Origin of the sequence: Myxococcus sp. NMCA1 (assembly GCF_026810205.1) — a bacterium.
Classification (GTDB): Bacteria; Myxococcota; Myxococcia; order Myxococcales; family Myxococcaceae; genus Myxococcus; species Myxococcus xanthus_A.
Genome location: NZ_CP113950.1, coordinates 2,609,884 through 2,633,249, shown reverse-complemented (window position 1 = coordinate 2,633,249; position 23,366 = coordinate 2,609,884). Strand labels below are relative to the sequence as shown.

Below are 23,366 nucleotides of genomic sequence, written 5' to 3'. Positions count from 1 at the left end.
TGACGGATGGGAGCGCACCGGTTGCAGGCCCGCGCCAAGGGTGCTCAAAAGCCAGCATGGCGCAGAACATCTACGACGACCCCGGCTTCTTCGAAGGCTACAGCCAGCTGCGGCGCTCGATGGAAGGGCTCGCAGGTGCACCGGAATGGCCCGCGCTGCGGGCGATGCTGCCCGAGCTGCGGGGCCTCCGGGTGATGGACCTCGGCTGCGGCTACGGCTGGTTCAGCCGGTGGGCCCGGGAACAAGGGGCACTGCAGGTTCACGGGCTCGACGTCTCGGCGCGAATGCTGGAACGGGCCCGGCAGCTGACGTCCACCCGCGACATCGTCTACACCCAGGCAGACCTGGAGACGGTGGAACTTCCTCGAGTCAGCTTCGACCTCGTCTACAGCTCCCTGGCCTTTCACTACATCGAAGACCTGCCGTGCCTGCTCGCGAAGGTGCACGCCACCCTGGTTCCGGGTGGCGCGCTGGTCTTCTCCATCGAGCATCCCATCTACATGGCTCCCACCCACCCGGGCTGGCGGGTGGATGAACAAGGCCAGAAGACATGGCCCCTCAATGGCTACCAGGCCGAGGGGCCCCGCACCACGGACTGGCTCGCCAAGGGCGTCATCAAGTACCACCGCACGCTGGGCACCTTGTTGAACGCCCTGATTCACACCGGTTTCAGTCTGCGCCAGGTCAACGAATGGGGTCCGACCGAGGCGCAGCTCTCCGCCCAGCCGGAATTGGCCGAGGAGCGGGAGCGCCCCATGATGTTGCTCGTGTCCGCGCGGCGTTAGACAAACGCGGCGACGTCCACCCAGCCCCCCAGTAGCGCCCTGCCCTGGCGAAATGTCATGTGGCCGCCACGGAAATGATGGGGGTAGGCTTGAAGCAGCCTGTGCTGCTTCGTCTCGTTTTCCTCTTTGGCATTCCTTCTCTTGCCAGTGGGCGCAACGAGCCGTTCGCATGAGCCGGGGCCGGAGCACCAAGACCGCCTCGGCGAGAGACTGAGCATTGGCATCCATGCCAGCGCATTGAAGCTTGTCGCCAGGCCCGGCGCCCGAGCCCCTGTCTGGCCCTCCCCGCGCATGAGCGGCCCATCCCGGAGCTCCGGCTCCGGATTGCCGGGCATTGAAGCGTCCTGTGCACGGACGCGTGGAACCCTCCCAGTCAATGGCAGCCCTCCCTCCGTGTCCTCACCCTGGGCTCGCGTCAAAGGGGAGGCAGCTCATGAAGGGTTGGCGGCTGGGTTGTGCAGCACTCGCGGCGTGGTGGTTGGTTGGGTGCATGGGAGGACCCGACGAGCAGGCAGACAGCTTCGGGGAGCAGGCGGAGTCGGAGTCCGTCGAACAGGAAAGCGTCGAAGCGCAGTGGAAGGCCCCGGAGAAGAAAGTCTATTCAGAGAACTTCGGAGAAGGGGCGGGCCCCGAGTGGAGCCACCGCACCGTGTCCCGGACGCCGAAGGGAGAGCGAAAGTTCCTGGGGCCCTTCAACGAGCAGGAAGTCACGCTCAGCCTGGCCGACCTGCCGGACCATGACGAGGTCGAGGTCCAACTGGAGCTGTTCGTCCTCAAGTCGTGGGACGGTAACGACACGACGAAGGGGCCCGACCGTTGGGTCGCGAGCGTGGACGGCGGTCCCGTCCTGCTGGATGCCACCTTCTCCAATGACGACGCGCCGTTCGACGCACGCTACAGACAGTCGTACCCGAAGCCCTACCTCCAAGGCAGCTACCCGGGCCTCACCGGCGCATCGATGAAGGGCAAGCTCGGGTACCGCGACGAGTCCGGCTACGGCAGCCGCGGGGATGCCATCTATCCCCTGTCCTTCACTTTCAGGCACACCGGAGACCGGCTGACACTCCGCTTCGCGGACCCGCCTCGAGGCGAGGCCAACGAACAGTGGGGCCTGGATTCGGTGAAGGTGAAGGTCCGGAAGAAGAAGGTAGGCGACCTGCTGGTCAGCAACAACGTGAACAGCAGCGTGCTGCGCTACGACGGGAAGACGGGAGCCTTCGTGGGCGTCTTCATCCCGCCTGGCGCCGCCGGACTCAACAACCCGCAGGAGCTCGTCTACGGCCCTGACGGCAACCTCTACATCGCCAGCTTCGCCAGCAGGGAGGTGCTGCGCTTCAACGGGAAGACGGGCGCCTTCATCGACATCTTCGTGCCCGTGGGCAGTGGCGGGCTGGGCTTCCCCGGCGGCCTCATCTTCGGTCCTGATGGCAACCTGTATGTCGCCGACAGCTTTGGCGGCACCAACAGCGTGCTGCGCTACGACGGGACGACAGGCGCCTTCATCGACGTGTTCGCTTCGGGCGGCGGACTGCTCGTTCCCCAGAAGATGGCGTTCGACAAGAAGGGGAACTTGTTCGTCGTCAGCATCATCGGCAACAACGTGGTGCGCTACGACGAGAATGGCGCGCCCTTCCCCGCGGCCGGACAGCCCGGTGCCATCTTCATCCCGGACATCGACGCGGTGACGATTGCCATTGGCAAGGACCACAAGCTCTACGTTGGCACCACGGCCGGAGATGACGTCCTGCGCTTCAACGCCAAGACGGGCGCCTTCATCGACGTCTTCGTCGAGTCGGGGAGCGGTGGCCTGACTGATTTCGTGGACATGGAGTTCGGTCCCGACGGCAACCTGTACATCCCGGACTTCCTCCCGGCCACGGTGTTGCGCTTCAGCGGGAAGACGGGGAACTTCATTGACGTCTTCGTACCCGCTGGAACTGGCGCCAACGCGGCCACCCTGACGTTCATGCCCTCGAAGCGAAACAAGCCGCACGGGCACGAAGCGAACTGAGCGCCACCAGCGCTCGAAGGCTGGCGGGGTCGGGGTAGTAGAGACTCACTCCCGGCTCGGCGGACGTCCAGTCGCCGAGCACCTGCGCGAGCCGTCCCCTCAGGCGAGGAGCTCCGACGCAGACGGGTGCGCCAGCGCCTCATGACTCCGAGGGTTCGTCTCGAAACTCCGTGGCATTCCGGACCGCCCCCTCCCGGGGCCGCCGTCGCTCCCGCTCCGAGGCCCCGCTCCGAGGCGAACCTGGGTGAGCGGCGCTCGTGCCGGACACTTGCGCGGAGCCGCCACGTCGGCGACGGCGCCGACGCGGCGGAGGGTTTCCAGTGGCGCCTCCCAGCTCGCGCAGCACCCGAGCCCGGATACCCCCCTCCAGGCGGAGCTCCTGCATGAGCACCTGCACCTGCCGGCCCCCGTGCGGGTGGCGCAGGGCCTCGCACAGCCGCTCGACGATGTCGATGCGCAGAACCACGCTCCCGAGCACCTCGTACCCATAGGCACGTGCGTCCCGGCGGTCCAACTCGGAGAGTTGAAGCACGGGTTCTCGTGGCACCCCGGTGGGGCATGGCCGCTGGAGGAACAGCGACGTCAGCATGCAGCGCCGCTCCAGCGCATGCGGGCTGAGGGCCTCGGCGGCGTAGACGAAGCGGTGTCCTTCGCAGACGCCTTGCTCCTTCATGCGCGCACGAGCCTCCTCATCCAACAGCCGCCACTGCTCATGCGCCTCGCCCTGCGTAATCACGCCCAGCCCTTCGGACAGGCGATACGCGAGCCCACGCGCCGCCGCGTTCCGCCCCGCTCCGGAGAAGGACTCGGCGGGAAAGCCGCCCATGGCCTCGGTGACGAGGTCCCGAGCCAGCGCCAGCAGACGCCGCTCCAGCCGCTGCCGCGCGCCGCCCGTCCAGACCTCCGGCTCCGCCAGTGCCAGCAAAGGGGAGCGGCGGTCCGTCCCGCGAACGAGGCGTGCCAGGGGCTCGCCTTCGAAGGAGATGGCGCCAGTCGCATCCACCTGGAAGGCGTCATGGCTCGCGTCCACCACCCGCTGGACGAACTGCTCCTCCGTTATCGCGAAGCCCTCGGCGCCCGGCATCACCTCCAGCATCTGCCCCAGCTTGGCGAAGGGACTGGCCGAACCGGACGACGGCCGCGCGGTGGCCTTCACAAAGCGACGCGTGCTGCGCCTCGCGGCACGCTGCACGAAGCGCTCGACGAGCCGTTCATGGAGCGCGTCCCCCAGCGCATCCTCGATGCCGCGGGTCCGCTCCTGCCAGTGCTCCGCCTCATGCAGCCAGCCCGGCCGATGACTGATGTACGTCCAGATGCGGATGGCCGCCAGCCGGTCCATCAGCGTGTGGATGTCTCCGGACACGTCGTCGAGCGGCGCCACCTGCTTGTTCAGCCAGACGGCGTCCAGCTTTCCGTCCCCGGCGGTGAGTTGCAGGAACGTCTCACGCAGCAACGCGACATGCTGGCCGAAGAGCCCCTTGCGGAAGTCGGGTATCTGGCAGACCTGCCACAGCAGCTCCACCATGGCCGGCCCGGTGGCCAGGTCCTGGATGGCTGGAACACGCGAGAGGTCCTTCAGCGCATCGAAGTCATCCGCGCGCTCCACCCGGATGAAGGCACTGTGGCCCGGCGCGCGCGCCAGTGAATCCAGCAGGGCCTCCGGGCTCGCGAAGTCGAGCGAGGCATTGCGCCAGATGAGGCTCCGGACCGCCGGGAAGCGGTGCGTCTCGATGGCGGAGACCACCCGCGGCGGCAGCTCCGGCAACGTGTTCAGCGTGCCGAAACTCCCGTCGTTCAAGTGGCGGCCGGCACGGCCCGCGATCTGTGCCAATTCGTCCGGGTAGAGCTCCCGCTGGTCAGCGCCGTCGAACTTGGACAGCGCGGCGAAGGCCACGTGGTTGAGGTCCAGGTTCAGCCCCATGCCAATGGCATCCGTGGCCACCAGGTACTGCACCTCTCCAGACTGGTACATCGCCACCTGGGCGTTGCGCGTCCGGGGAGACAGCGCGCCCAGCACCACGGCCACGCCGCCTCGGAGGCGCCGCAGCGACTCGGCCAGCTCGTAGACGCGGTCCGCGGAGAACGCGACCACCGCCGACCGAGGCGGGAGGCTCTTCAGGGAGCGATGCCCCGCATACCGAAGCTGCGACAGACGGGTGGCGCGCTTCACCGACGCATGGGGGATGAGCGTCTGGACCATGGGCCGCATCGTGTCCGCGCCCAGGAACCAGGTCTCCTTGCGTCCCCGGGCATGGAGAAGCCGATCCGTGAAGACATGTCCGCGTTCACGGTGAGCAGCCAGCTGGATTTCATCCACCGCGAGGAAGTCGACGGACTTGTCGGTCGGCATCGCCTCGACGGTGCAAATCCAGTAGTCGGGGCGCGGGGGCACGCGCTTCTCCTCCCCCGTCATCAGCGCCACGCGGCCCTCACCCACCCGAGCGGTCACCCGGTCATAGACTTCACGGGCGAGCAGGCGGAGCGGCAACCCCATGATGCCCGAACCGTGCTCGAGCATGCGCTCGATGGCTCGGTGGGTCTTCCCCGTGTTCGTGGGCCCCAGCTCCGCCACGACGACGGACGACCGGCTGGATGGGCTGGAGTTCATCCGCGGATTCTAACCTTGGGCGGGCCCCTCCGCCCGGCTCCAGCGGCGGCGGGGCCCCTTCCCAGTCCAGCGGGGCCTACGGGTTGTTGCACTGCGTGCCAACGTCGTTGCTGGCGAAGACGTTCTGGCGGGAGGCCTCGGTGAAGGCGGTGATGGTGATGTGCTCCAGCGTGGAGTCGGCATCCCTGCTGAACTGGAAGCCCGCCCAATGGCCCTTGGTCGCCGTTGCATCCTCGGGGCCGAAGCGGGTGGGCGCCGCCGCCGTCCCCCGGGCCTGAATGGAGCCGGACAGCGGATTCCCGCTGCCGTCGTACGAACCCACCATGACGAGGATTCCTGACACGTCACGCCCCCCGCGGAACGCGTCAGCGGACGCGCCGCTGAGTGGCTGCGCGCGCCAACCAGCGGGAAGTACTGTGGCGCCGCGCGCACAGCACATGGCATGCGGAATGCTTTGGCTCGGGCAAACACCGACACCTCCCCAAGGAGCCCGCCGCATGTGCACTGACTTCATCGTCGTCGCCAAGGACTCGTCCGTCGTCGTTGGCCGCAGCATGGAATTCGGTAAGCCGCTCAACCCCATGCTGAGGGTCCACGCACCTGGAGAGGAGTTCCAGTCGCCCGCGTCCATGGTGAATCTGAAGGGCCTCTCGTGGAAGTCGAAGTATGGCTTCGTCGGCATCACCTCCACGCTCTTCGATCTCACCGTCATCGCGGATGGCATGAACTCGGAGGGACTGTCCGCTGGCGCGCTGTGGATGCCCGGTTCCCACTTCCCCACTGCAACCGATCCGTCCAAGGCCCTGGCGCCGGAGTTCTTCGTGACATGGGCGCTCGGCAACTTCGCCACCGTGGACGAGTTGTATGACGTCCTCGTGCGCAAGGAGGTCCAGATCTGGCACAGCGATTGGCTGTCGAAGCTCGCGCCGCTGCACTTCCCCATCCACGATGCGAAGGGCAACAGCCTCGTCGTGGAGTTCATCGACGGGGAGGTGAATCTCTACACAGGTAAGGACAATCCAGTGGGTGTCCTGACCAACCACCCGACCTTCCCCGACCAGTTGGAGAACCTCAAGAACTACGCGAAGCTGACGGCGTATGACATCGACCAGGTGACGCTCGGCTCCGCCACGTTCGAACCCCATGGCTGCGGCAGCGGCATGCTCGGACTGCCGGGCGACTCGACGCCGCCCTCGCGCTTCGTCCGCATCGCCTACCTCCGGCAAGCCGCCAAGCAGCCCGAAGACGCGGCCGCGGCCTGCACCCTCGCGTTCCACCTGCTCAACACGGTGGACATCCCGAACGGAACCAGCCGCAAGCACGCGAAGCCGGACAAGGACGAGCTTTGCGACTACACCCTATGGGCCGTCGCCAAGGACCTGACGAACAAGGTCCTGAACATCCGCTTCTACGACAGCCTCGCCGTGCAGTCGGTGGACCTGAGGACGCTCGACTTCGCCACTGCCGCGAAGCGGAAGAACATCAAGGTCGAGTCCATCACCAAGGGCATCGACATCACCGCGGCGCTGGCGGGCTGAGCCCACCGCACAGCCGCGGACACCCCGAGGCGTGACGCCGGGCATCCAAAGGTGGGTGCCCGGCAGTCCTCGTGCGTCGCCGCGAGTCCCACCCGAGCGCACTGGGTGTAGCGCGCGGTGGCTCAGTGGATGCGCAGGGCCAGCTTGCCCAGATGGTGCTTGCCCGCGGCGTCGAGCGCACGGCCCGCGTCGTCCAGCCGATACACCTGGAAGACTTCGACATGGAAAGGCCCTGCTTCAATGAGCCGGTTGAGGCGCGCGAGGACGTCAGCGTTCGACTCGCCATTGTAGGCCGTGAGCTTCACACCCTCGGGAGCCCGTGGCTCCGGCTCGACGCCATTCGGGTAGGCGATGTGACCTCCCTTCTTCACGGCCTGCAGCGCCGGGCCGTTGCCCTCGCCGCCCCTGAGCACCAGCGCCGCGTCGAGCCCGTCCGGCGCGAAGTCCCGAATCGCCTTCGCCACGTCATCACCACCCCGCCCGTCCACCGCCTTCTCCGCCCCCAGGCGCTTCACCAACTCCACGCCGTCCGGCCCCGAGGCCACCGCCAGGACCCGCGCTCCCAGTCGCCTGGCGAGCTGCACCGCCAGATGGCCCACGCCGCCGCTCGCGCCGTACACCAGCAGCGTCATGCCCTGACGAACGTTCAGCGCGTCCTGCACGCCTTGAAGCGCCGTGATTCCATCCGTGGCCAGGACGCCCGCCTGTTCGGCGCTCAAGCCCTTAGGCACGAGCGCCGTATTATCGGCCTTCACCACCGCGTACTCGGCGAAGAACCCGCCCTTCTCGTTGAGGAAGCCGGAGCCGTACACCCGGTCGCCCACCTTGCGGGACGTGACGCCTTCGCCCACCGCCACGATGGTGCCGGCCCCGTCCGTCCCCAGCACATACGGGAAGGATGATTTGCCGGGCTTGAGCGCCTCCATTTCCCCCTCGCGCTCCGCCGCGTCCCAGCTGCCGACGCCCGCGGTCTCCACCTGGATGAGCACCTCTCCCGCGCCCACGGCCGGAACGGCCACCGTCTTCATGCCAAGCACCTCCGGCCCACCGAAGCGGTCGATGGCGGCGGCCTTCATCTGCGACGGAATGGATGTCTTCATGGAGATTCCTCGGGGGCGGGGAGCTCACGCCCCGACAGGGTTCTTCCGGAGCGTGGGCACGCCTCCCGCGGAATGCAGAGGACACCCACGGCGCCGCGAGCCAGGGGCCGCCCGCATGCCCGCTACCGCGGCGGCCCTTCCACTTCGCAAGGCCACGTCGCAGGCCAGCAAGAAACCGTGCGAGCACGAAAAGCACGGCCAGAACACCTTTCGTGACCGTTCACCGGTTGGTGCCTGCCTGAAGGGACTGCCGGGTAGCGGACGGTGGGCGGGACGGCGCTCGGCGGTGGTGGCCTCGGCGTGACACACCGCCACTCGTGGCGGAGCTCGCCCCCAAGGCCGCGCGCATCAACGCGCTCGACGACGACACGTTCCACCGGCGCCGAAAGACCTACGCGCGAGCCGGGCGCATCCCGTCGAGTGAGCACGTGTTCTTCGGACTCCTCATCGACCCAGCGACGGGGGCCTACCGGAAGCCCGCGGACGTGAAGCCCCTCTTCGAGAAAATCGGAGCGCTCGACGCGGCGAAGAAAACCGTCATGCACTGCCGCGGAGGCATCGCCGCCACGGTGGCGGCGCTTCAACTCGCGCGGCTCGGCCGCGACGACGTCGCGGTGTACGACGGCTCGATGACGGAGTGGTCGCAGGACCCGCAGCGACCGTTCGAAGTGACGCCTTGAGAGCACGTCCCGTGGCGGATGCGATGTCCGCCACGGGACAACTGTTTCTCCGGCTGATGACAGGCGGGCGTGTCCCTTCGACGCGCTACTCGACGAACGACTTCGTGCTGTAGAGCGACGCATCCACCTTGCGCAGGACGGGCAGGTTCGTGCCGGGCTCGCGCTCGGCCTGACGGTCGATGTACGTCTGGAGGACGTCGGCATCGAGCACGCCGATGTCGGAGCGGCGCTCGGCGGGCACGTTGGCCAGCGTCGCGTAGCCGTCACCACCCGTTGCGTTGAAGCTCAGCACGAACAGGCGATAGGTGGCGGTCGGCTGGAGCTCGTTCCACTGGCCCGTCGTCTGGTCCAGCACCTCCAGGTTGCTGGCGCGCTGGCCGCGAGCCTGGGCGGCGTTGACGTCGAAGCGCAGGCCGCCGGTGTACGGATAGGGCCCCGTGGTGCCGCCCTCCCGGAACGTGGCGTGCAGCCCGTCCTCAATCATCGACTTCACCTCGATGCCAGTGACGTCCAGCCGGAACAGCATGTTGCCGAAGGGCAGCACCTCGATGACGTCCGCCGCCGTCACCGGTCCCTGCAGCGGCCGGCGCACGCCGCCCGCGCTCTGCAGCGTGATGTCCGCGCCGCCGTAATCCGCGTTCGCCACCTCCAGATAGGCCTGGGCCACCAGCTGCTGGATGTCGCCGCCCCGGCTGTGGACCTCGCCCAGGGCGTTGCAGCTCACGCTGGAGCGGCCCGGCTCCGTGTTTCCTGGCACGCGGCGAGTGCAAAGCTCGTCGCCCGCCGTGGCCACCACCGTCCGGCTGTACTCGTCGATCCGGCCCTGGAACGGCGCCAGCACCTGCGCGGCGGCGCCATCCGGCTGCGTCACCCGAAGGAAGCCGCTTGTGGCCACGCTGGCCAGCATCGCGGCGTTGTCGGCCTCGGAGACGGGCGTCCCATCAATGGAGAACTGGTTGCCGATGAGCACGTGGGGCGTGCCACCACAGGAGGTGACCACGCCATCGGCGTCGAAGCGGAGGGTCATCTCACCGACGACCTGCGAGTACTGCCAGGCCTGCCCCAGGCACACCGTTTCGCCGTCGCGGTTGCGCAGCGGCTCCGCGTAGGGCCCCGCGGGCGTTCCGACGTTGAAGGTCTCCATGGCGGCAGGCCCCAGCAGCGTGTGGGAGTCACCGCCGATGACCGCGTCCACCCCGCTCAGCTGCGGGATGATGGTCCGGTCGAGCTGGTACCCGATGTGGCTCATCACGATGATTTTGTTGATGCCCTGGGCCCGCAGCGCATCGATGGCGCGCTGGGCGGCGGGCACCTCGGCCTCGAACGTGGTGTCCACGTCCGGGCTGGAGGACTCCTTCGTCTTGCCCGCAATCGTCAGGCCGACGAGGCCAATCTTCTGGCCACCCCGTTCGACGACGGTGAAGGGCTCCACGTAGCCGGCTGCCCTGGAGGTGTGCAGGGCGGAGCCCGCGCCGAACTGGACGTTTGCGCTGATGACGGGCGTCTGGCACTGGCCGGCATGCAGGCGGTCGATGAAGTTCTTCAGCTCAGTGTCGCCCTTGTCGAACTCGTGGTTGCCCAGGGTGAAGGCGTCGAAGCACACCGTGTTCATCATCGCGGCGTCGGCCTCGCCAATCTGGCCCGCGCGGTTGAAGTACAGCGTGCCGGTGAGGGCGTCACCCGCGTGGAGCTTGAGCACGTTCTCCTTGCCAGCCACCAGCTCCTTCATCGCGGACGTCACACGCGCGAAACCCGAGGATTCAACCTCCGCGGCCACGGTGTCACCCGCGGCGTTCGTCACGTTCAGCTCCAGGCTGGAGCCTGCCAGGTGCGAGTGGTGATCGTTGATGTGGAGGATGGTCAGGTCCAGCGGCGCGGGCAGCTCGCCAGGGTCGACGTCATCGTCATCACCACACGCGGACAGCACGCTGGCCGCCATCCACGTCACCGTCAACCAGCGCGTCCGGCTCGACGAACGCGCACCCCTGCGCACTTCCTTCTCCGTCTTCAATCGCATGAACCGCTCCCAGGTGCCTTTCGGAAGGCGGCATGGTGTCGGGCGTGAATGACAGCCCGGTTACGCCTTCCTACGCGGCCGGTGACACTTTCATGGCGATTGTCCGAGCCCCAGGACCCAGCACCTTCACCCCGCCAGCATTTCGCGGGCAACCATGTGCATTCCGAGGAGCATCAAGCTGACCAGGAAACACGCCCGGAACAGCACGGGTGAGAGCTTCTGGCGCAGCCACTGCCCCATCTGCATCCCGACGAGCGCCGGCAGCAACATCAGGAGAGACTGGCTCAGCTGCGTCCCCACGCCAGCGGCGTTGACATAGAGCCCCGCCGCCAGGGCCAGCGTGGACACCGTGAACGAGATACCCATGGCCTGAATCAGCTCCTCTCGCTCGAAGCCCAACGCTTGCAGATACGGCACCGCGGGGATGACGAAGACGCCCGTCGCCGCCGTCACGAAGCCGGTGAGCGCGCCCACCCAAGGCCCCAGGCGCGCCTCCGCCACCGGGCCCACCATGAGTCGGGCCCCACTGAGCCCCCAGGCCGCATAGGCCACCAACGCCACGCCCAGGGACACCGTGGCCCACGCGCCCATGGGCGCGCCCAGCAGCCACGCTCCGACGAGCGTGCCGGCGCAAACGCCCACCTGCATCGGCGCCAGTCGCCGCAGCAGAGGCCCCAAGGTCGACCAGGGCCGGAGTTGCCAGACATTGGTGACCAGGGAGGGCACGATAAGCAGGACCGCCGCTCGGGCGGGAGGCATCACCAGGGCCAGCAGCGCCATGGCGATGGTGGGCAGGCCCAGCCCCACCACGCCCTTGACCAGGCCCGCGAGCACGAAGACGGCAACAGTCACCAGAAGGCTGTCGGACGATGGCATGAGGGAAGCTCCGAGCGGGAGAGAGGCACGCGACGCATTGATTCTGGGTGCCGCCCTCCGGACTGAAAATTCGGAATTGCCCGCTGCCGCCTCAGGCCCAACCTGAGGCAGCGTGCAACCTGCCACCAAGGCGCACTGCGGGAAGACCGCGCCGTGGCCCCCGAACCGCTAGCGCGGTGACCCACCAGGGAAGCGCCACGGCCCGGTGGAATAATGGGATATGTACGATCGTACATATCGCCAGCGGCACATCGAGGCCTCATGCCTCCTGCCGCATCCCCGGAGACCCACGTGGCCACGCGTAGACACGACCCCGAGCGAAGGGATCGCATCATCGATGCCGCGCTGGCGGTCATCGCCGAAGGGGGCGTTGCCGGCACGTCGCACCGCCGGGTCGCCGAGCGCGCGGGCGTGCCCCTGGGCTCGATGACCTACCACTTCACGAGCATGGACGAACTGCTGCACGAGGCGTTCAGCCGCTTCGCCCAGCGCATCAGCGAGCGGTTCGCCGAGCGAATCGCCGCGGCCACCGACCTTGACTCGCTGGTCTCCGCCATCGTCCACATCGTGCACGACGACCTCGCGGCGGGCCAGGACGAGCTCGTGCTCACGCTCGAGCTCTACACGCTCGCGGCGCGCCAACGGGCTTTCCGGCAAATCACCCACGACTGGATGCGCCGCAGCCGCGCAGTGCTGGAACGGTTCGTCGACGCCAGGATGGCGCACGAGCTCGACGCCTTGATTGAGGGGCTGTTCATCCACATCAGCCTCGACCCCGCCCCACGCAGCCGCGACCTGACCCGGGACGCCCTGCGCCGCCTTCTCTCGCGCTCCCCCTGACCTGCCATGCCCTTCACCTCCCCTCGACTGGCCCCCCGCGAGTACCGGGCGGCCCGCGCGGCCGTCGCGGCGCTGTTCCTCACCAACGGCGCCATCCTCGCCAACCTCCTGCCGCGCTATCCGCAGATCAAAGCCGATCTGGGCCTCAGCAACGCTCAATACGGGCTGGCGGTCGCCGCGTTCCCCAGTGGCGCGATGGTGGCGGGGCTCGCCGCCGGAGCGCTCATCCGCCGCTTCCGCTCCTCACGGGTCGCCGTCGCCGGCACGCTGCTGACGAGCCTGGGCGTGCTGGTCGCGGGCCTCGCGTCGTCATGGTGGGTGCTCGCCGTTTCGCTCTTCTTCGCGGGCGGCATGGACGCCATCACCGACGTGGCGCAGAACTCCCACGCGCTGCGGGTGCAACGGCTCTATGGCCGGTCCATCCTCAACTCCTTCCACGCGGTCTGGAGCGTCGGCGCGGTGGTCGGCGGACTCATGGGTGGGCTCGCTGCGGGACTGAACGTGCACCGGGGCCTGCATCTGGGATTCTCCGCCCTGCTCTTCGCCGGGGTGTCCTTGATGGCGCTGCGCTACACGCTCCCCGGCCCCGAGCCCATCGTCACCGTCGAGCCCGAGCCTGCGGCGGCGCACCTGGACAGCGTTCCCGCGCGGCGCCAGCCGACGGGGCGCGGGCGCATCTGGCTGATGATTGCCGCGCTGGTCTTGATTGCCGTCGGCGGCACGCTCGTCGAGGACGCGGGCATGACGTGGGCAGCCGTCTACCTCTCCGGAACACTCGGCGCCACGGCCGCCGTCGCTTCGTTCGGGTTCGTCGCCCTGGTGGGCGCGCAGTTCGTGGGCCGGATGCTGGGCGATGGACTGGTGGACCGGTTCGGTCAGCGCGCCGTCGCTCGGGCGGGCGGGGCCACCACGGCGGTGGGCATGAGCGCGGCGCTCCTGTATCCCTCGATACCGGGCACCATCGCGGGCTTCGCGCTCGCGGGATTCGGCGTCGCCACGCTGGTCCCCGCCGCCATGCACGGCGCCGATGAGCTGCCCGGCCTGAGACCGGGAACAGGGCTCACCGTCGTCAGCTGGCTGATGCGCCTGGGGTTCCTCGCGTCGCCCCCGCTCGTCGGGCTCGTCGCCGACGCCGTGGGCTTGCGTGTGGGACTGCTCGTGGTGCCGCTCGCGGGGACCATCGTCGTGCTGCTCTCTGGAGTCCTGGCCACCGTCCGCGCCCACGCCACCGCGCAGTGTGGCCAAGACCCCTCACTCCCGCAGACCCATTGATGCGATAGGCCAGCCGTTCCTCCTCAGGCCGGACGTTCGATGCGTCCATCCGCGTGCCGGGCGAAGCGCCCTTCCTCTCGCGGATGGACCGGTCCATTGGCCGGCCAGGGCCAGCCCCCGAAGCCCGTGCGCTGGTAGTCCGCGAAGGCATCCTGAATCTCCTGCCGCGAGTTCATCACGAACGGGCCGTACTGCACGACGGGCTCTCCAATCGGACGGCCCTGCAACATCAACAACTCCGCCTCGTCCGCGCCGTTCTCCAGCTCCACCGCGACGTCCGCCCGCAGCTCGATGCCATGCGACGGCGGGATGGCACGCCCCGCCACGCGCAGGCTGGAGCCGAGGAAGAAGTAGAGCATCCGGTTGCTGCCACGGGCCGCCGCTGGCAGCGTCCACCGCGCGCCCGGGGCCAGCTTGAGCGTCCAGATGGCCACGTCCGCCGCTGCCTGCGCGGCCCACGACTTGGGCGGCGGCGGTGGCGCCTTCACGTCTCCCAGGCTTCCGGCCACCACCGTGACTTCCGTGGCGCGCCCTTCCGCGTCCCGGGCGACGTGCCGCGGGATGACGTGGTTCCACATCATGGAGAAGTGCGGCTCCACGAGCTTGTTCGCCCGCGGCAGGTTGAGCCAGATTTGAAAAAGCTCCACCGGGTTGGGTTGGTCGCGATGGAGCAGCGGGAACATCTCGGAATGGTTGATGCCCGCGCCCGCGGTGAGCCACTGCACATCCCCACCGCCGAAGCGCGCCGCCGCCCCCAGGGAATCCGCGTGGTCGAGCAGCCCGCTACGCACCACCGTGACTGTCTCGAACCCTCGGTGCGGGTGCTGGGGAAAACCGGGCACCACGGTGCCGTGATACATGTTCCAGCCATCCCGCCCATCGAAGTCCTGGCCCAGGTTGCGGCCCGCCAGCGAGGCGGACGGCCCGAGGCGCTCGTTCCCCACGGGGTACTTGTCGTCGTGGTGGACGCAAAAAAGAAATGGATCCGGGGTCCGCCACGGCATCCCGAGCGGCTCCACACGAAGGACGGCTTCTGGCTGCTGACTCATCTCCTACGCCTCATCCCTTCCCGAGCCCCATGAAGATTCCCTGCGCCGGGACTCCCTCCGCTGAGCGTAACAACGAGCCCCCCTCGCCGCTTGCCCCATAGGGCCTCCGTCCGAATGCCGGGCCGCCCGCTGGGCGCACAGCGGGCGCGGCGAGTGGGGCACGTCACCTGCCCCACCGTCCCACGAGCCTCAGGCCCACAGCTCCTGAGCGAGCGTGTCCACCATCGCCACGGCGACCTCGGGCGGGGGCAGCCCGGCCTCGGACACGAGCACGGGATTCACCGGCACGGAGGCCTCCTCGCGCAGGGCCGCCGCGGCCCGCTGCTTCGCCAGCCGGAGCACCTCGCGCTCCCCCTCCGACAGCCGCGCCTGCGCCCAGGCATCAATCTTCCACGAGAGCTCCGCGTGCCGCGTCTCGTCCTCCGCGATGCGGGCCATGGAGGTGCGCACCTCGGCGTCCTGGGCATGAAGCGACTGGTGCCGAGCCACCAGCGCGCCGAACGTCTCCCGCACACAGCCCTCCACCGCGTTGTCCAGCGCCACCGCGAACAGGGAACGGGGCGCCGCCGCGTCCACCCGGGGAGCCTGGGGCGTCGCGCCGTGCCGCCCCGCCAGGCGGGCGCTGACCTCCGTGTGCATGACCTCCTCCAGGGCGCTCATCAGCGCCGCGTCCTGCAGCGCGAGGTCCGCGCCATGCGCGGCCAGTTCCTCCCGGAGCAGCAGGAAGGCCTGGATGGACGCGGCCTCCAGGTGGGCAATGGCGGCGAAGTGCTTTCCCAGCACATCGCCACACGCCACCGAGCCTTGTGAGCGCAGTCCTTCGGGCCTGCGCCCCACGGAACAGTTGTCCGTGCCCCGCTCCAACACCTTGCGCTCCTCCTCCACCACCTCGCCCGTTGACGACACGCGCAGGGCATACTGCGTCAACGCCGTCCCCTTACCACACGCCATGCCCTTGGTGCCGACGACGCCGAACGCACCGTCGCCCAACTCCTTCACCGCCCCATACTTGAGCCCGCCACAGCGCACTTCGTAGCCCGCGGCAAAGGCAGTCAGCGCGGCCTCCTGCGCCGTATCAATCGGCCCCAGGAACGACTTCAGGGCCTCCAGCGAGGAGATGGCAGACACCACGTCGCCCCGGGTCGTCGCGAGGAAATAGTCGGTGCAGATGAAACCGCAGGCGTCGCGGAACCCACGGGCAGGCGCCAATGCCTCGAGCTCTGACAGACATGCCTGGGTCTGGGTCGCCGTCGCGCAAGGTGTTCCCGCGGAGGTGACAGGGCTCGTTGCCACGGGCTCGCCCGCCGCATGGAAGCTCCGCAGTTGCACGAAGTCCGGCGCGGCCGCAGGCGACAATCCTGTCATGGCCAGCTCGCCATTGTCGCATGCGGGTGGCGAATAACCCGTCAGGTCCACCTCACCGTCACATCCGGCCAGCGTCAGGGGCGACAAGAGTGAGGCGCGAAGGGCCCGGGAGAAGAGCAGACGCAAGCGATTCGAATCCATGGGTGCAAAGCCTCCTGCGATTGGGAACCCGCACTTCAGCAATGAAGATGCCAACACCTGCACGTCAGGGAGCGCCTGACAGGTGTCGCGAAATGCCGACGTTTTCTGCCTGCCCTGCTCAGAAACCTGAGGGGGTGGTTCCTCTCGGCTTGGGTGACCTCAAGAGCGCCATTCCCGGCCAGAGGAGCGAAACAAAAACCAAGCGGTGCGTGAGCTGAACGCCCGCCGCGAATCCCTGGACGCCATTCAAGCGCAGGACGCCTTTCAAGGAACGGCTGCTGAGGCTGGCCGCGTCTTGTCAAGCCATCGACAGCCCCTTGCATGACCACCGGCAGGCGAGGGAACCTCCTGTCAAGCTCGGGGCCTACCACTGGAGGGTGAGGGACAGCCTTTCAGTCGGAGCCTATTGAATGGCCTGACACAGAAACTGACCCGCAGGGTTGCCTGACCAGGCAGGAAGGAAGCTCGCGTCGATGAACCTCTCCTCCCATGAATTCTTGCTCCGGGACAAAGTCATCGCGGCACTCAACAGCACCTTGTCCCTCCCCAAAGCGCTCGAATCCGCCCGGGCGCCCCTGCTGGAGCTGACGCCCGCCGACTACGTGGGCCTGTGTCTCATCAACCTGGGCCCCATCGTCGAATTCCAATGGCTGGTCCCCGGCTACCGGCTGGCCCTCCTGGATGAGTATTCCAAGTGGGTCGACTCCGACTTCGTGCGGGCACCCATCTTCGCCCAGCCGAGTGTGGTCCTCCGGGACTCGGAGATGATTACCCGCAAGGAGTTGGAGCGCAGCGCGCTCTACCAGCGAAGCAAGGAACTGGACCTGAGCCTGGAGCACGTCATGGCGGTGCTCCTGCCTGTCTATCCCCAGCTCCTGGGCGCCTTCACGCTCTACCGGGACCGCCGGCTGGCTTTCTCGGAGAAGGACGCCGCCTTCCTGACGAGCCTCACACCCCACCTGCTGAACGCGGTGCGCAACTGCCGCGACATGCAGACGGCCTCGACGGGCTCCCGCCTCCTGGAGGAGCTCTACAGCCGGCCCGACGCCGCCTACGTCGTGGTGGCGCCGCCCTCGCACGAGGTGCTGCGCTCACGCCGGGCCGCCACACTGCTGGAGCGGTGGTTCAAGCCCTCGGACCTTCATTCCTCGGGGATTCCGCTCGTCCTCATGGAGCGGCTGGAGGCCTTGACGCGGATGACGCCGGACGCACGGCTCCAGTGCGACCTCTGGGTATCCCTCCACGGGGATGCGTACCAGGTGGTGCGGTTCGTCGAGCTCCCTGAATCCGAGGGCCCGCGTCAGTGGGCCCTGATTCTGAACGAAATTCCCTTGTCGATTCCGCTCCCCGAAACCATGCGCGTGCAGCTCACGGCCCGGCAAGTCGACATCGCGCGGGGCATGCTCCGGAACTGGTCCAACGAGCAGATCGCCAGCGAGCTGGGCCTCTCCGAGGACACCGTGAAGACGCACGTGCGCGACATCTTCCGCCGGCTGAAGATCGACAACCGGATGGACTTCCTCTATCAGGCGGCCCACCTCAACAAGCCCGTCTGAAGCAACGTCAGAAGCGCGGCAGCTCCAGCAGGTTGTCCGTGAGGATGCCATTGGCCTTCGTGCGCAGGTACGGAGGCCTGGCGTCGACGACCTCGACCTTCACGTCCCGGGGCCACGTCTGCACGCGGGCGTCTCCCCCCGCCTTGAGCCACTGGACCAGTTCCAGGCGGCTGCCTTCCCCCACCTCGTTGCCCTCCTTCCAGCGAAGGCGGGCAATGTGCTCGTGAAGCGCGCCTCCCTCGAGACGGATCTGGGTGATGTAGCGCATGAAGACGCCTCCCACTTCGCGGACGACGATTCGAAGGGGAGGATCGCCTTCAGCCGCGGGGCTGTCTCTACCACCGGGGAGGTATGCGGCCTTCAGCGCTCGCGGAAGATGCCCGGGTAGATGCACCGCGTGGCGCGGGCGGAGAAAATCACCGCCGCCTGCTCCTCGGGGTCCGTCAGCGTCCGCAGCACCGCTTCCATCTCCGCCACATGGTCCCCGTCCAGCGCGCCGTGGCTGCGCAGGAAGGTGACGGACTTGCGGATGTCCGGAATCGCGTCGGCCGCAATCAGACGCTCCACGACGCCGGTCGCTCGCGTCTGGGACAGGTACTCCAGGACATACGCGGTCCCCAGCACCGCCGTCGGCACGCCGGACCGGGAGGTGAAGAAGTTCCAGCCGGTGTAGGCGTCCACCGCGGGGGTCCGCGCCGCGGTCTCCACGCGCACCTCCGGGCACCCCAGGTTCTTCAGGTCCGACAGCAGCCACTTCTCGTGGCCGCGTTCCTCTCCGGCCTTCTGCACCAGCAGCTCCGCCAGATGTGGGTGCCGGCCCTGGCGCTTGAGCCGGTGGCCCGCCTCCGCCAGCATCGGCGTGCTCCAGCGCGCATAGTGGTAGGTCTGAATCAGGTAGTGGATGTAGCCCTCGGTGTCGATGGTGCCGTCGAAGAGGCGACGGGCGTCGGGCTGCGCGTCCAGCGCGGCCACCAACCCGCGTGCCTCCTGCTCCAGCACCGCCACCCAGTCCACCTGCGTCGGGTTCTGCACTTGCGTGTTCACGGACGTCTCCTGTTTCCGGGCCGTTTCCGGTCCCCGGCTGCTGCGCGTTGAAGGTGAAGGAAAGGAAGAAGCGCCAGCGGCCTAGGCGGCGCGGCGAAGGGGGTGCTGCGCCAGCGCGTTGAAGCGCGCCAGGGTGCTGGCGGGAATCTCATCCAGCGCGGCGATGAGCGGCAGGGTGAAGCGGCGGAAGTTGGCGTCGTAGAGGGGCTCGGAGATGAAGCGCGCCCCCATCTTCCGGGCGAAGAGCGTGGGCGCCCTCGGCACGCGCAGGCCGTCCAGCAGGCCCTGCTCCGCGCGCAGCCGCTCCATGGGCGTGTAGTAGGGATTGCTGGGGATGGCGGGCGCCTCCACCGGCTCCGGCACGTCCACGCGCCAGCGCCGGCTCATCCAGCCCCGGTAGGCGGCCACCTGGCAGGACAGCATCGCGTCCTCGCGCGAATCCGTGTCCAGGTTCGCGGACGCAATCCAGTGCGTCACGCCGCGCCGCCGGCTCTCCTCGTAGATGCCCGCGTGCAGCCGGGTGACGGCCTCGGAGTGGCGCCAGCCGTCGAGCACACAGAACCGCGACGTCTCCGCGATGACCATGCCCGGGCGGACCACGTCGGACAGGTCCAGCTTCTGCTCCAGCTCCAGCCCCAGCCGTCCGCCGATGGCATCCGCCACCTCCGGGTTGGGCAGCAGCAGCCGCAACGTGGCCACCGGGGCCGCGTCCGCGTAGACGACCAGGTGCACGGTGGTGTCCAGCGTGTCGAAACAGCTCACCTCGCGACGCGACGGCGGCACCCACCCCGTCATCAACCCCAGCTCTCCGCCGAAGACGGCCCAGCGGACGCGGACCGCGTCGTCGAGCTCGCGCTGGGTGGTGGCAACACGACAATGCATGGACGTCATGGGTTTCTCCGAGAAGCGAAGCGGGTCCGGCGTCGCGCCGTCCTCGCCCTCTCATTCGCCGCCCAAGTCCCGAGTGCGCGCGGGCCCTGCTCTTTTTGCTCCCCGCGAATCCAGGGCCCGCGGGGTACGACGGGGAGCGTGTCCCAGGACACCGTCCGGGGTGGACACCGCAAAGAAGCGCTGCGCCAACCTGGAGAATCTGGCGTAAGAAGCCGCGCATGGCGCGGACCCTCGATGGAACCGAAATCAGCCGGGTGATGCGGGCGGAGATGGCCCAGGAAGTCGCGGCGCTCCAGGCCGCTGGCGTGACGCCCGGGCTCTCCGTGGTGCTGGTGGGCAACAATCCGGCGAGCCAGGCCTACGTCGCGAGCAAGACGCGGGCGTGCGAGGCCCTGGGGATGCGCGGCCAGACGCTGACGCTGCCCGAGGACGTGTCGAAGGAGGAGCTGTTCACCGTCATCGACCGGCTGAACGCCGACCCGGCCGTGCATGGCATCCTGGTGCAGCTGCCGCTTCCGGCCCACCTGCCCTACAAGGCCGTCCTGGAGCACATCCACCCGGCGAAGGACGTGGATGGCTTCCACCCGGTGAACGCCGGGCTCGCCTTCGTCGGAGACCCCCGGGCCTTCGTGCCCTGCACCCCCGCCGGCATCATGGAGATGCTCCGGCGCGAGGACATCCCCACCCGGGGCAAGCACGTGGTCATCGTGGGCCGCAGCCTCATCGTCAGCAAGCCGCTGGCGTCGCTGCTGATGGCGCCGGGCCCCGACGCCACCGTCACCATCACCCACCGCCACACGCCGGACCTCGCGTCATTCACGCGGCAGGCGGACATCCTCATCGTCGCGGTGGGCAAGCAGAACCTCATCACCGCGGACATGGTGAAGCCGGGCGTCGTCGTCATCGACGTGGGGCAGAACCGCGTCTCCGACGCGAGCTCGCCGCGCGGCTACCGCATGGTGGGGGACGTGGACTTCGATGCCATCCTGCCCATTGCCAGCGCCATCACCCCGGTGCCCGGCGGCGTGGGGCCGATGACCATCACCATGCTCCTGGCGAACACGCTCCAGGCCGCGAGGCAGGCCCGGTAGGACCGCCGGCGCTTCCACTTCTTCGGCGGTCGGACCACAGACCAGCACGCCCAGGGCAACGCGCATCGCGACGAACAGCCCCCGGAAATGGAGAGAACCCCTTTCCTGCCGCCAGGGCCGCTCTCGCGCGGTCGCGAAACAATCACAGGCTGCGCCGCGCCCTGGCTCTCCCATTCAGAGAATACAAGACACGCAGCCTCACTCAGCAAGGATTACCCTCTCCCCTCATCGTAAAAATCACCCCGCCCCACAATCCCTCTCAGCACCCAGCCAGCAAGCTCCACATCCATTGACACACGCGAAGTCCGTCTTGATTGTGACCTCCACTCAACACTCCCTGGAGGTTGCATGCGCCTGGCTGTCCGAGTCCCCCTGCTCTCGACGCTGCTGACGTCGCTGCTGTTGAACGCTTGCGGAAGTGAATCCCCCGAGCCATCTCTCCCGGTGACAGGCGATGCCCTCACCCAGGCCCCCGCCACGCCGGAGCCGCTGAAGCGGGCAGACGCCAGGCGGCGGTTCGCCCCGGGCCAGGCCATCGTGAAGCTGAAGGACACGGCCAAGGCGCGGCCCCATGCCGCCGCCGTGCCGTCCGTGCGCGGCTACCAGACGGCGCTCATCGAGCCGCTGCCCAGTGGCGCGTCCCTGGTGTCACTGGTGCGGGAGCAACCGCTCGCCCAGGCCTCGGTGGCCGAGGAGGAAGCCAGCACCCTGGCGGCCATCGAAGCGCTGCGCCAGGACCCCGACGTCGAGTACGCGCACGAGAACCTCTATTTCGAGTTCTTCGCCACGCCGACTGACCCGCTGTACTCGCAGCAGTGGAACTACCCGGCCATCAACCTGCCCCAGGCGTGGGACACCGTCACTGGCAACGTCACCATCGCCGTGCTCGACTCCGGACGCCTGGACCACCCGGACCTGCTGGGCCGCTGGACGACGGGCTACGACTTTGGAGATGGAGACCCGAACCCCTATGACGATGGCACCTGGCACCACGGGCTGCACGTGGCCGGCATCCTCGGAGCCCGGACGAACAACGGCGTAGGCGTAGCCGGTGTCTGCTGGGGCTGCCAGCTCATGCCGCTCAAGATTTCATCGTCGAGCGGCTACATCCCGATGACCGGAGTGAACGCGGCCATCCGCTATGCGGCGGACAACGGCGCGCGTGTCATCAACATGAGCTTCGGGTTGGGATACAACCCCAATGCCCCCTCCGCGATTCACCCGTGTTCGAACTACCCGGACACGCAGAGCGCGGTGAGCTACGCCTTGGGGAAGGGCGTGGTGCTCGTCGCCGCGGCTGGCAACCATGGAGCGGCGAACTACCAGACGGAGCACGTGACGCCCGCCTCCTGCCAGGGCGTCATCGCCGTGGGCGCCAGCACCCAGTCCGGCGGCGTGGCGACCTGGAGCAACAGGGGAAGCCGCGTTGACGTGATTGCGCCCGGCGGCTTCGCCAGCGGAAGCCTGTATGGCCAGGGCATCGGCTGCCCTTCCGACCCCGACCTGGATCCCCATGTCAGCGGCACCGACCAGGTCCTGTCGGCCTGGGCCACTGGCAAGCCTGTCTCGGTGCTGACCGCGGGTGACTACTGCTACCGCTACCTGGCGGGGACGTCCATGTCCGCGCCGCATGTCGCGGGTATCGCCGCGCTGATACTGTCGCAGAAACCCTCCCTGACGCCCGACCTGGTCGCCGCGCGCATCAAGAAGACCGCGACGCCCATCTCTGGCTGCGCCGGCCACTGCGGGACCGGCCGCGTCAACGCGGCGGCGGCCATCTACACCAACCTGCCGTCACTCCCCACCCAGGGGCTCTGGTGGAACCCGGCGCGCTCCGGCAATGCCATCGACATCCAGCAAGTCGCCTCCGACCAGCTCTATGTCACCTGGTTCACGTACACGGCGGCGGGTACCCCCATCTGGTACCTCAGCTACCTGCACGCGGAGCCCGGGGAGTGGCGGGGTGACTTGCTGCGGACCTCGTGGAATGGCGCCAGCGCGACGACCTCCGTCGTCGGCACCGCGCGGCTCATCCTCAGCGGCGGACAGTGGCGCTTCTACTGGACGATGGCAGGCCTCTCCGGCAACGAGCCCATCCAGCCGTTCGTGTTCGCCAGCGGCGCCCCAGCCATGAACCTGACTGGCACGTGGTTCAACCCGTTGCAGCCCGGCTGGGGCGTCACCTTCGCCAGCCAGGGCACGCTGCACGTCGCCAACATCACCGTCTACCAGGGGAGCAGCCCGGTGTGGCTGCAGGGCGTGGTGAACAGCAGTGGCACGTCACTCTCCTTCCCCATGAGCTACATCACCGGGAACAACCTGTGCCCGGGGTGCTCCGGCACGCCGTCCGTGAACTCGACGCCCGCGGGGACGTTCACCACCAGCGGCGCGGCGGGCATTCCAAGCGCCATGCCGTCCTCCCTGAACATGAGCTTCCCCGGCGGGACGTGGAGCCATCCCTCCTTCCCGCTCCACCGGCTGACCGGCCCGTAGCGCGCCGCG

19 protein-coding genes are annotated in these 23,366 nt (G+C 68.3%); 9 read left to right on the top strand and 10 right to left on the bottom strand.

Going from position 1 to position 23,366, the window contains the following annotated elements:
- Positions 1 to 56 precede the first annotated feature (56 nt).
- Positions 57 to 785: a class I SAM-dependent methyltransferase gene (locus OZ403_RS11480; protein WP_140789451.1), complete on the top strand. Its 729-nt coding sequence runs from the start codon at positions 57 to 59 to the stop codon at positions 783 to 785.
- Between the two features lie 490 nt (positions 786 to 1,275).
- A complete protein-coding gene (locus OZ403_RS11475) occupies positions 1,276 to 2,796 on the top strand; it encodes a Vgb family protein (RefSeq protein ID WP_268784209.1) in 1,521 nt (506 codons plus the stop codon).
- Between the two features lie 139 nt (positions 2,797 to 2,935).
- Here OZ403_RS11475 and OZ403_RS11470 read toward each other — a convergent pair whose 3' ends face one another.
- Positions 2,936 to 5,404, bottom strand: coding sequence for a helicase-related protein (locus OZ403_RS11470; protein WP_268784208.1), 2,469 nt, complete (start codon positions 5,402 to 5,404; stop codon positions 2,936 to 2,938).
- A 76-nt stretch (positions 5,405 to 5,480) separates the two neighbouring features.
- Positions 5,481 to 5,729 carry a hypothetical protein gene (locus OZ403_RS11465; RefSeq protein ID WP_268784207.1) on the bottom strand — a complete coding sequence of 83 codons (249 nt, stop codon included), beginning with the start codon at positions 5,727 to 5,729 and terminating at the stop codon, positions 5,481 to 5,483.
- Positions 5,730 to 5,901: 172 nt separating this feature from the next.
- Here OZ403_RS11465 and OZ403_RS11460 point away from each other — a divergent pair, with 172 nt between their 5' ends.
- Positions 5,902 to 6,942, top strand: a complete 1,041-nt coding sequence (locus OZ403_RS11460) for a linear amide C-N hydrolase (protein WP_140797816.1) — start codon at positions 5,902 to 5,904, stop codon at positions 6,940 to 6,942.
- Between the two features lie 122 nt (positions 6,943 to 7,064).
- Here OZ403_RS11460 and OZ403_RS11455 read toward each other — a convergent pair whose 3' ends face one another.
- On the bottom strand, positions 7,065 to 8,042 hold the full coding sequence (locus OZ403_RS11455) for an NADP-dependent oxidoreductase (RefSeq protein ID WP_268784206.1): 978 nt from the start codon (positions 8,040 to 8,042) through the stop codon (positions 7,065 to 7,067).
- Between the two features lie 317 nt (positions 8,043 to 8,359).
- Between OZ403_RS11455 and OZ403_RS11450 the strand changes: the two genes are divergently transcribed.
- Positions 8,360 to 8,722, top strand: a complete 363-nt coding sequence (locus OZ403_RS11450) for a sulfurtransferase (protein ID WP_268784205.1) — start codon at positions 8,360 to 8,362, stop codon at positions 8,720 to 8,722.
- Between the two features lie 85 nt (positions 8,723 to 8,807).
- On the opposite strand, the gene OZ403_RS11445 is transcribed toward OZ403_RS11450, so the two are convergent.
- A complete protein-coding gene (locus tag OZ403_RS11445) occupies positions 8,808 to 10,739 on the bottom strand; it encodes a bifunctional metallophosphatase/5'-nucleotidase (protein WP_268784204.1) in 1,932 nt (643 codons plus the stop codon).
- 126 nt (positions 10,740 to 10,865) lie between these two features.
- Positions 10,866 to 11,615, bottom strand: a complete 750-nt coding sequence (locus OZ403_RS11440) for a sulfite exporter TauE/SafE family protein (protein WP_268784203.1) — start codon at positions 11,613 to 11,615, stop codon at positions 10,866 to 10,868.
- A 291-nt stretch (positions 11,616 to 11,906) separates the two neighbouring features.
- On the opposite strand from OZ403_RS11440, the gene OZ403_RS11435 reads away from it, so the two are divergent.
- Positions 11,907 to 12,455 (top strand): TetR/AcrR family transcriptional regulator, encoded by a 549-nt coding sequence (locus OZ403_RS11435; RefSeq protein WP_140789440.1) that lies wholly within the window; start codon positions 11,907 to 11,909, stop codon positions 12,453 to 12,455.
- A gap of 6 nt (positions 12,456 to 12,461) precedes the next feature.
- Complete coding sequence (locus OZ403_RS11430; RefSeq protein WP_140789438.1) at positions 12,462 to 13,727, top strand: MFS transporter; 1,266 nt, start codon at positions 12,462 to 12,464, stop codon at positions 13,725 to 13,727.
- 23 nt (positions 13,728 to 13,750) lie between these two features.
- Here the strand turns inward: OZ403_RS11430 and OZ403_RS11425 are convergent, their stop codons facing one another.
- Both OZ403_RS11425 and OZ403_RS11420 read right to left on the bottom strand, forming a co-directional pair.
- On the bottom strand, positions 13,751 to 14,776 hold the full coding sequence (locus tag OZ403_RS11425; RefSeq protein ID WP_140853679.1) for a pirin family protein: 1,026 nt from the start codon (positions 14,774 to 14,776) through the stop codon (positions 13,751 to 13,753).
- A gap of 189 nt (positions 14,777 to 14,965) precedes the next feature.
- The gene (locus OZ403_RS11420) at positions 14,966 to 16,282 is read right to left on the bottom strand and encodes a ferritin-like domain-containing protein (protein ID WP_237081118.1); all 1,317 of its coding nucleotides are present in this window, start codon (positions 16,280 to 16,282) and stop codon (positions 14,966 to 14,968) included.
- A gap of 473 nt (positions 16,283 to 16,755) precedes the next feature.
- Between OZ403_RS11420 and OZ403_RS11415 the strand changes: the two genes are divergently transcribed.
- The gene (locus OZ403_RS11415; protein WP_237078208.1) at positions 16,756 to 17,838 is read left to right on the top strand and encodes a helix-turn-helix transcriptional regulator; all 1,083 of its coding nucleotides are present in this window, start codon (positions 16,756 to 16,758) and stop codon (positions 17,836 to 17,838) included.
- Positions 17,839 to 17,845: 7 nt separating this feature from the next.
- Here the strand turns inward: OZ403_RS11415 and OZ403_RS11410 are convergent, their stop codons facing one another.
- From OZ403_RS11410 to OZ403_RS11400, 3 genes are all read right to left on the bottom strand, one after another.
- Positions 17,846 to 18,106: a DUF3892 domain-containing protein gene (locus tag OZ403_RS11410; RefSeq protein ID WP_174258717.1), complete on the bottom strand. Its 261-nt coding sequence runs from the start codon at positions 18,104 to 18,106 to the stop codon at positions 17,846 to 17,848.
- A 92-nt stretch (positions 18,107 to 18,198) separates the two neighbouring features.
- Complete coding sequence (locus tag OZ403_RS11405; RefSeq protein WP_268784202.1) at positions 18,199 to 18,882, bottom strand: iron-containing redox enzyme family protein; 684 nt, start codon at positions 18,880 to 18,882, stop codon at positions 18,199 to 18,201.
- A gap of 81 nt (positions 18,883 to 18,963) precedes the next feature.
- Entirely contained in the window at positions 18,964 to 19,773 is an 810-nt protein-coding gene (locus tag OZ403_RS11400; RefSeq protein WP_140797812.1) for a GNAT family N-acyltransferase, read from the bottom strand.
- A gap of 218 nt (positions 19,774 to 19,991) precedes the next feature.
- Here OZ403_RS11400 and folD point away from each other — a divergent pair, with 218 nt between their 5' ends.
- Entirely contained in the window at positions 19,992 to 20,864 is an 873-nt protein-coding gene (gene folD / locus OZ403_RS11395; RefSeq protein WP_268784201.1) for a bifunctional methylenetetrahydrofolate dehydrogenase/methenyltetrahydrofolate cyclohydrolase FolD, read from the top strand.
- A gap of 348 nt (positions 20,865 to 21,212) precedes the next feature.
- Positions 21,213 to 23,357: a S8 family peptidase gene (locus tag OZ403_RS11390; RefSeq protein WP_268784200.1), complete on the top strand. Its 2,145-nt coding sequence runs from the start codon at positions 21,213 to 21,215 to the stop codon at positions 23,355 to 23,357.
- Positions 23,358 to 23,366 lie beyond the last annotated feature (9 nt).

What these genes read in the sequence shown, in the direction of transcription:
- OZ403_RS11480 (WP_140789451.1), top strand. Translation starts at nt 57, where the DNA reads ATGGCGCAGAACATCTACGACGACCCCGGCTTCTTCGAAGGCTACAGC.
- OZ403_RS11475 (WP_268784209.1), top strand. Translation starts at nt 1,276, where the DNA reads ATGGGAGGACCCGACGAGCAGGCAGACAGCTTCGGGGAGCAGGCGGAG.
- OZ403_RS11470 (WP_268784208.1), bottom strand. Translation starts at nt 5,404, where the DNA reads ATGAACTCCAGCCCATCCAGCCGGTCGTCCGTCGTCGTGGCGGAGCTG.
- OZ403_RS11465 (WP_268784207.1), bottom strand. Translation starts at nt 5,729, where the DNA reads ATGGTGGGTTCGTACGACGGCAGCGGGAATCCGCTGTCCGGCTCCATT.
- OZ403_RS11460 (WP_140797816.1), top strand. Translation starts at nt 5,902, where the DNA reads ATGTGCACTGACTTCATCGTCGTCGCCAAGGACTCGTCCGTCGTCGTT.
- OZ403_RS11455 (WP_268784206.1), bottom strand. Translation starts at nt 8,042, where the DNA reads ATGAAGACATCCATTCCGTCGCAGATGAAGGCCGCCGCCATCGACCGC.
- OZ403_RS11445 (WP_268784204.1), bottom strand. Translation starts at nt 10,739, where the DNA reads ATGCGATTGAAGACGGAGAAGGAAGTGCGCAGGGGTGCGCGTTCGTCG.
- OZ403_RS11440 (WP_268784203.1), bottom strand. Translation starts at nt 11,615, where the DNA reads ATGCCATCGTCCGACAGCCTTCTGGTGACTGTTGCCGTCTTCGTGCTC.
- OZ403_RS11430 (WP_140789438.1), top strand. Translation starts at nt 12,462, where the DNA reads ATGCCCTTCACCTCCCCTCGACTGGCCCCCCGCGAGTACCGGGCGGCC.
- OZ403_RS11425 (WP_140853679.1), bottom strand. Translation starts at nt 14,776, where the DNA reads ATGAGTCAGCAGCCAGAAGCCGTCCTTCGTGTGGAGCCGCTCGGGATG.
- OZ403_RS11420 (WP_237081118.1), bottom strand. Translation starts at nt 16,282, where the DNA reads ATGGATTCGAATCGCTTGCGTCTGCTCTTCTCCCGGGCCCTTCGCGCC.
- OZ403_RS11415 (WP_237078208.1), top strand. Translation starts at nt 16,756, where the DNA reads ATGAACCTCTCCTCCCATGAATTCTTGCTCCGGGACAAAGTCATCGCG.
- OZ403_RS11410 (WP_174258717.1), bottom strand. Translation starts at nt 18,106, where the DNA reads ATGCGCTACATCACCCAGATCCGTCTCGAGGGAGGCGCGCTTCACGAG.
- OZ403_RS11400 (WP_140797812.1), bottom strand. Translation starts at nt 19,773, where the DNA reads ATGACGTCCATGCATTGTCGTGTTGCCACCACCCAGCGCGAGCTCGAC.
- folD (WP_268784201.1), top strand. Translation starts at nt 19,992, where the DNA reads ATGGCGCGGACCCTCGATGGAACCGAAATCAGCCGGGTGATGCGGGCG.
- OZ403_RS11390 (WP_268784200.1), top strand. Translation starts at nt 21,213, where the DNA reads ATGCGCCTGGCTGTCCGAGTCCCCCTGCTCTCGACGCTGCTGACGTCG.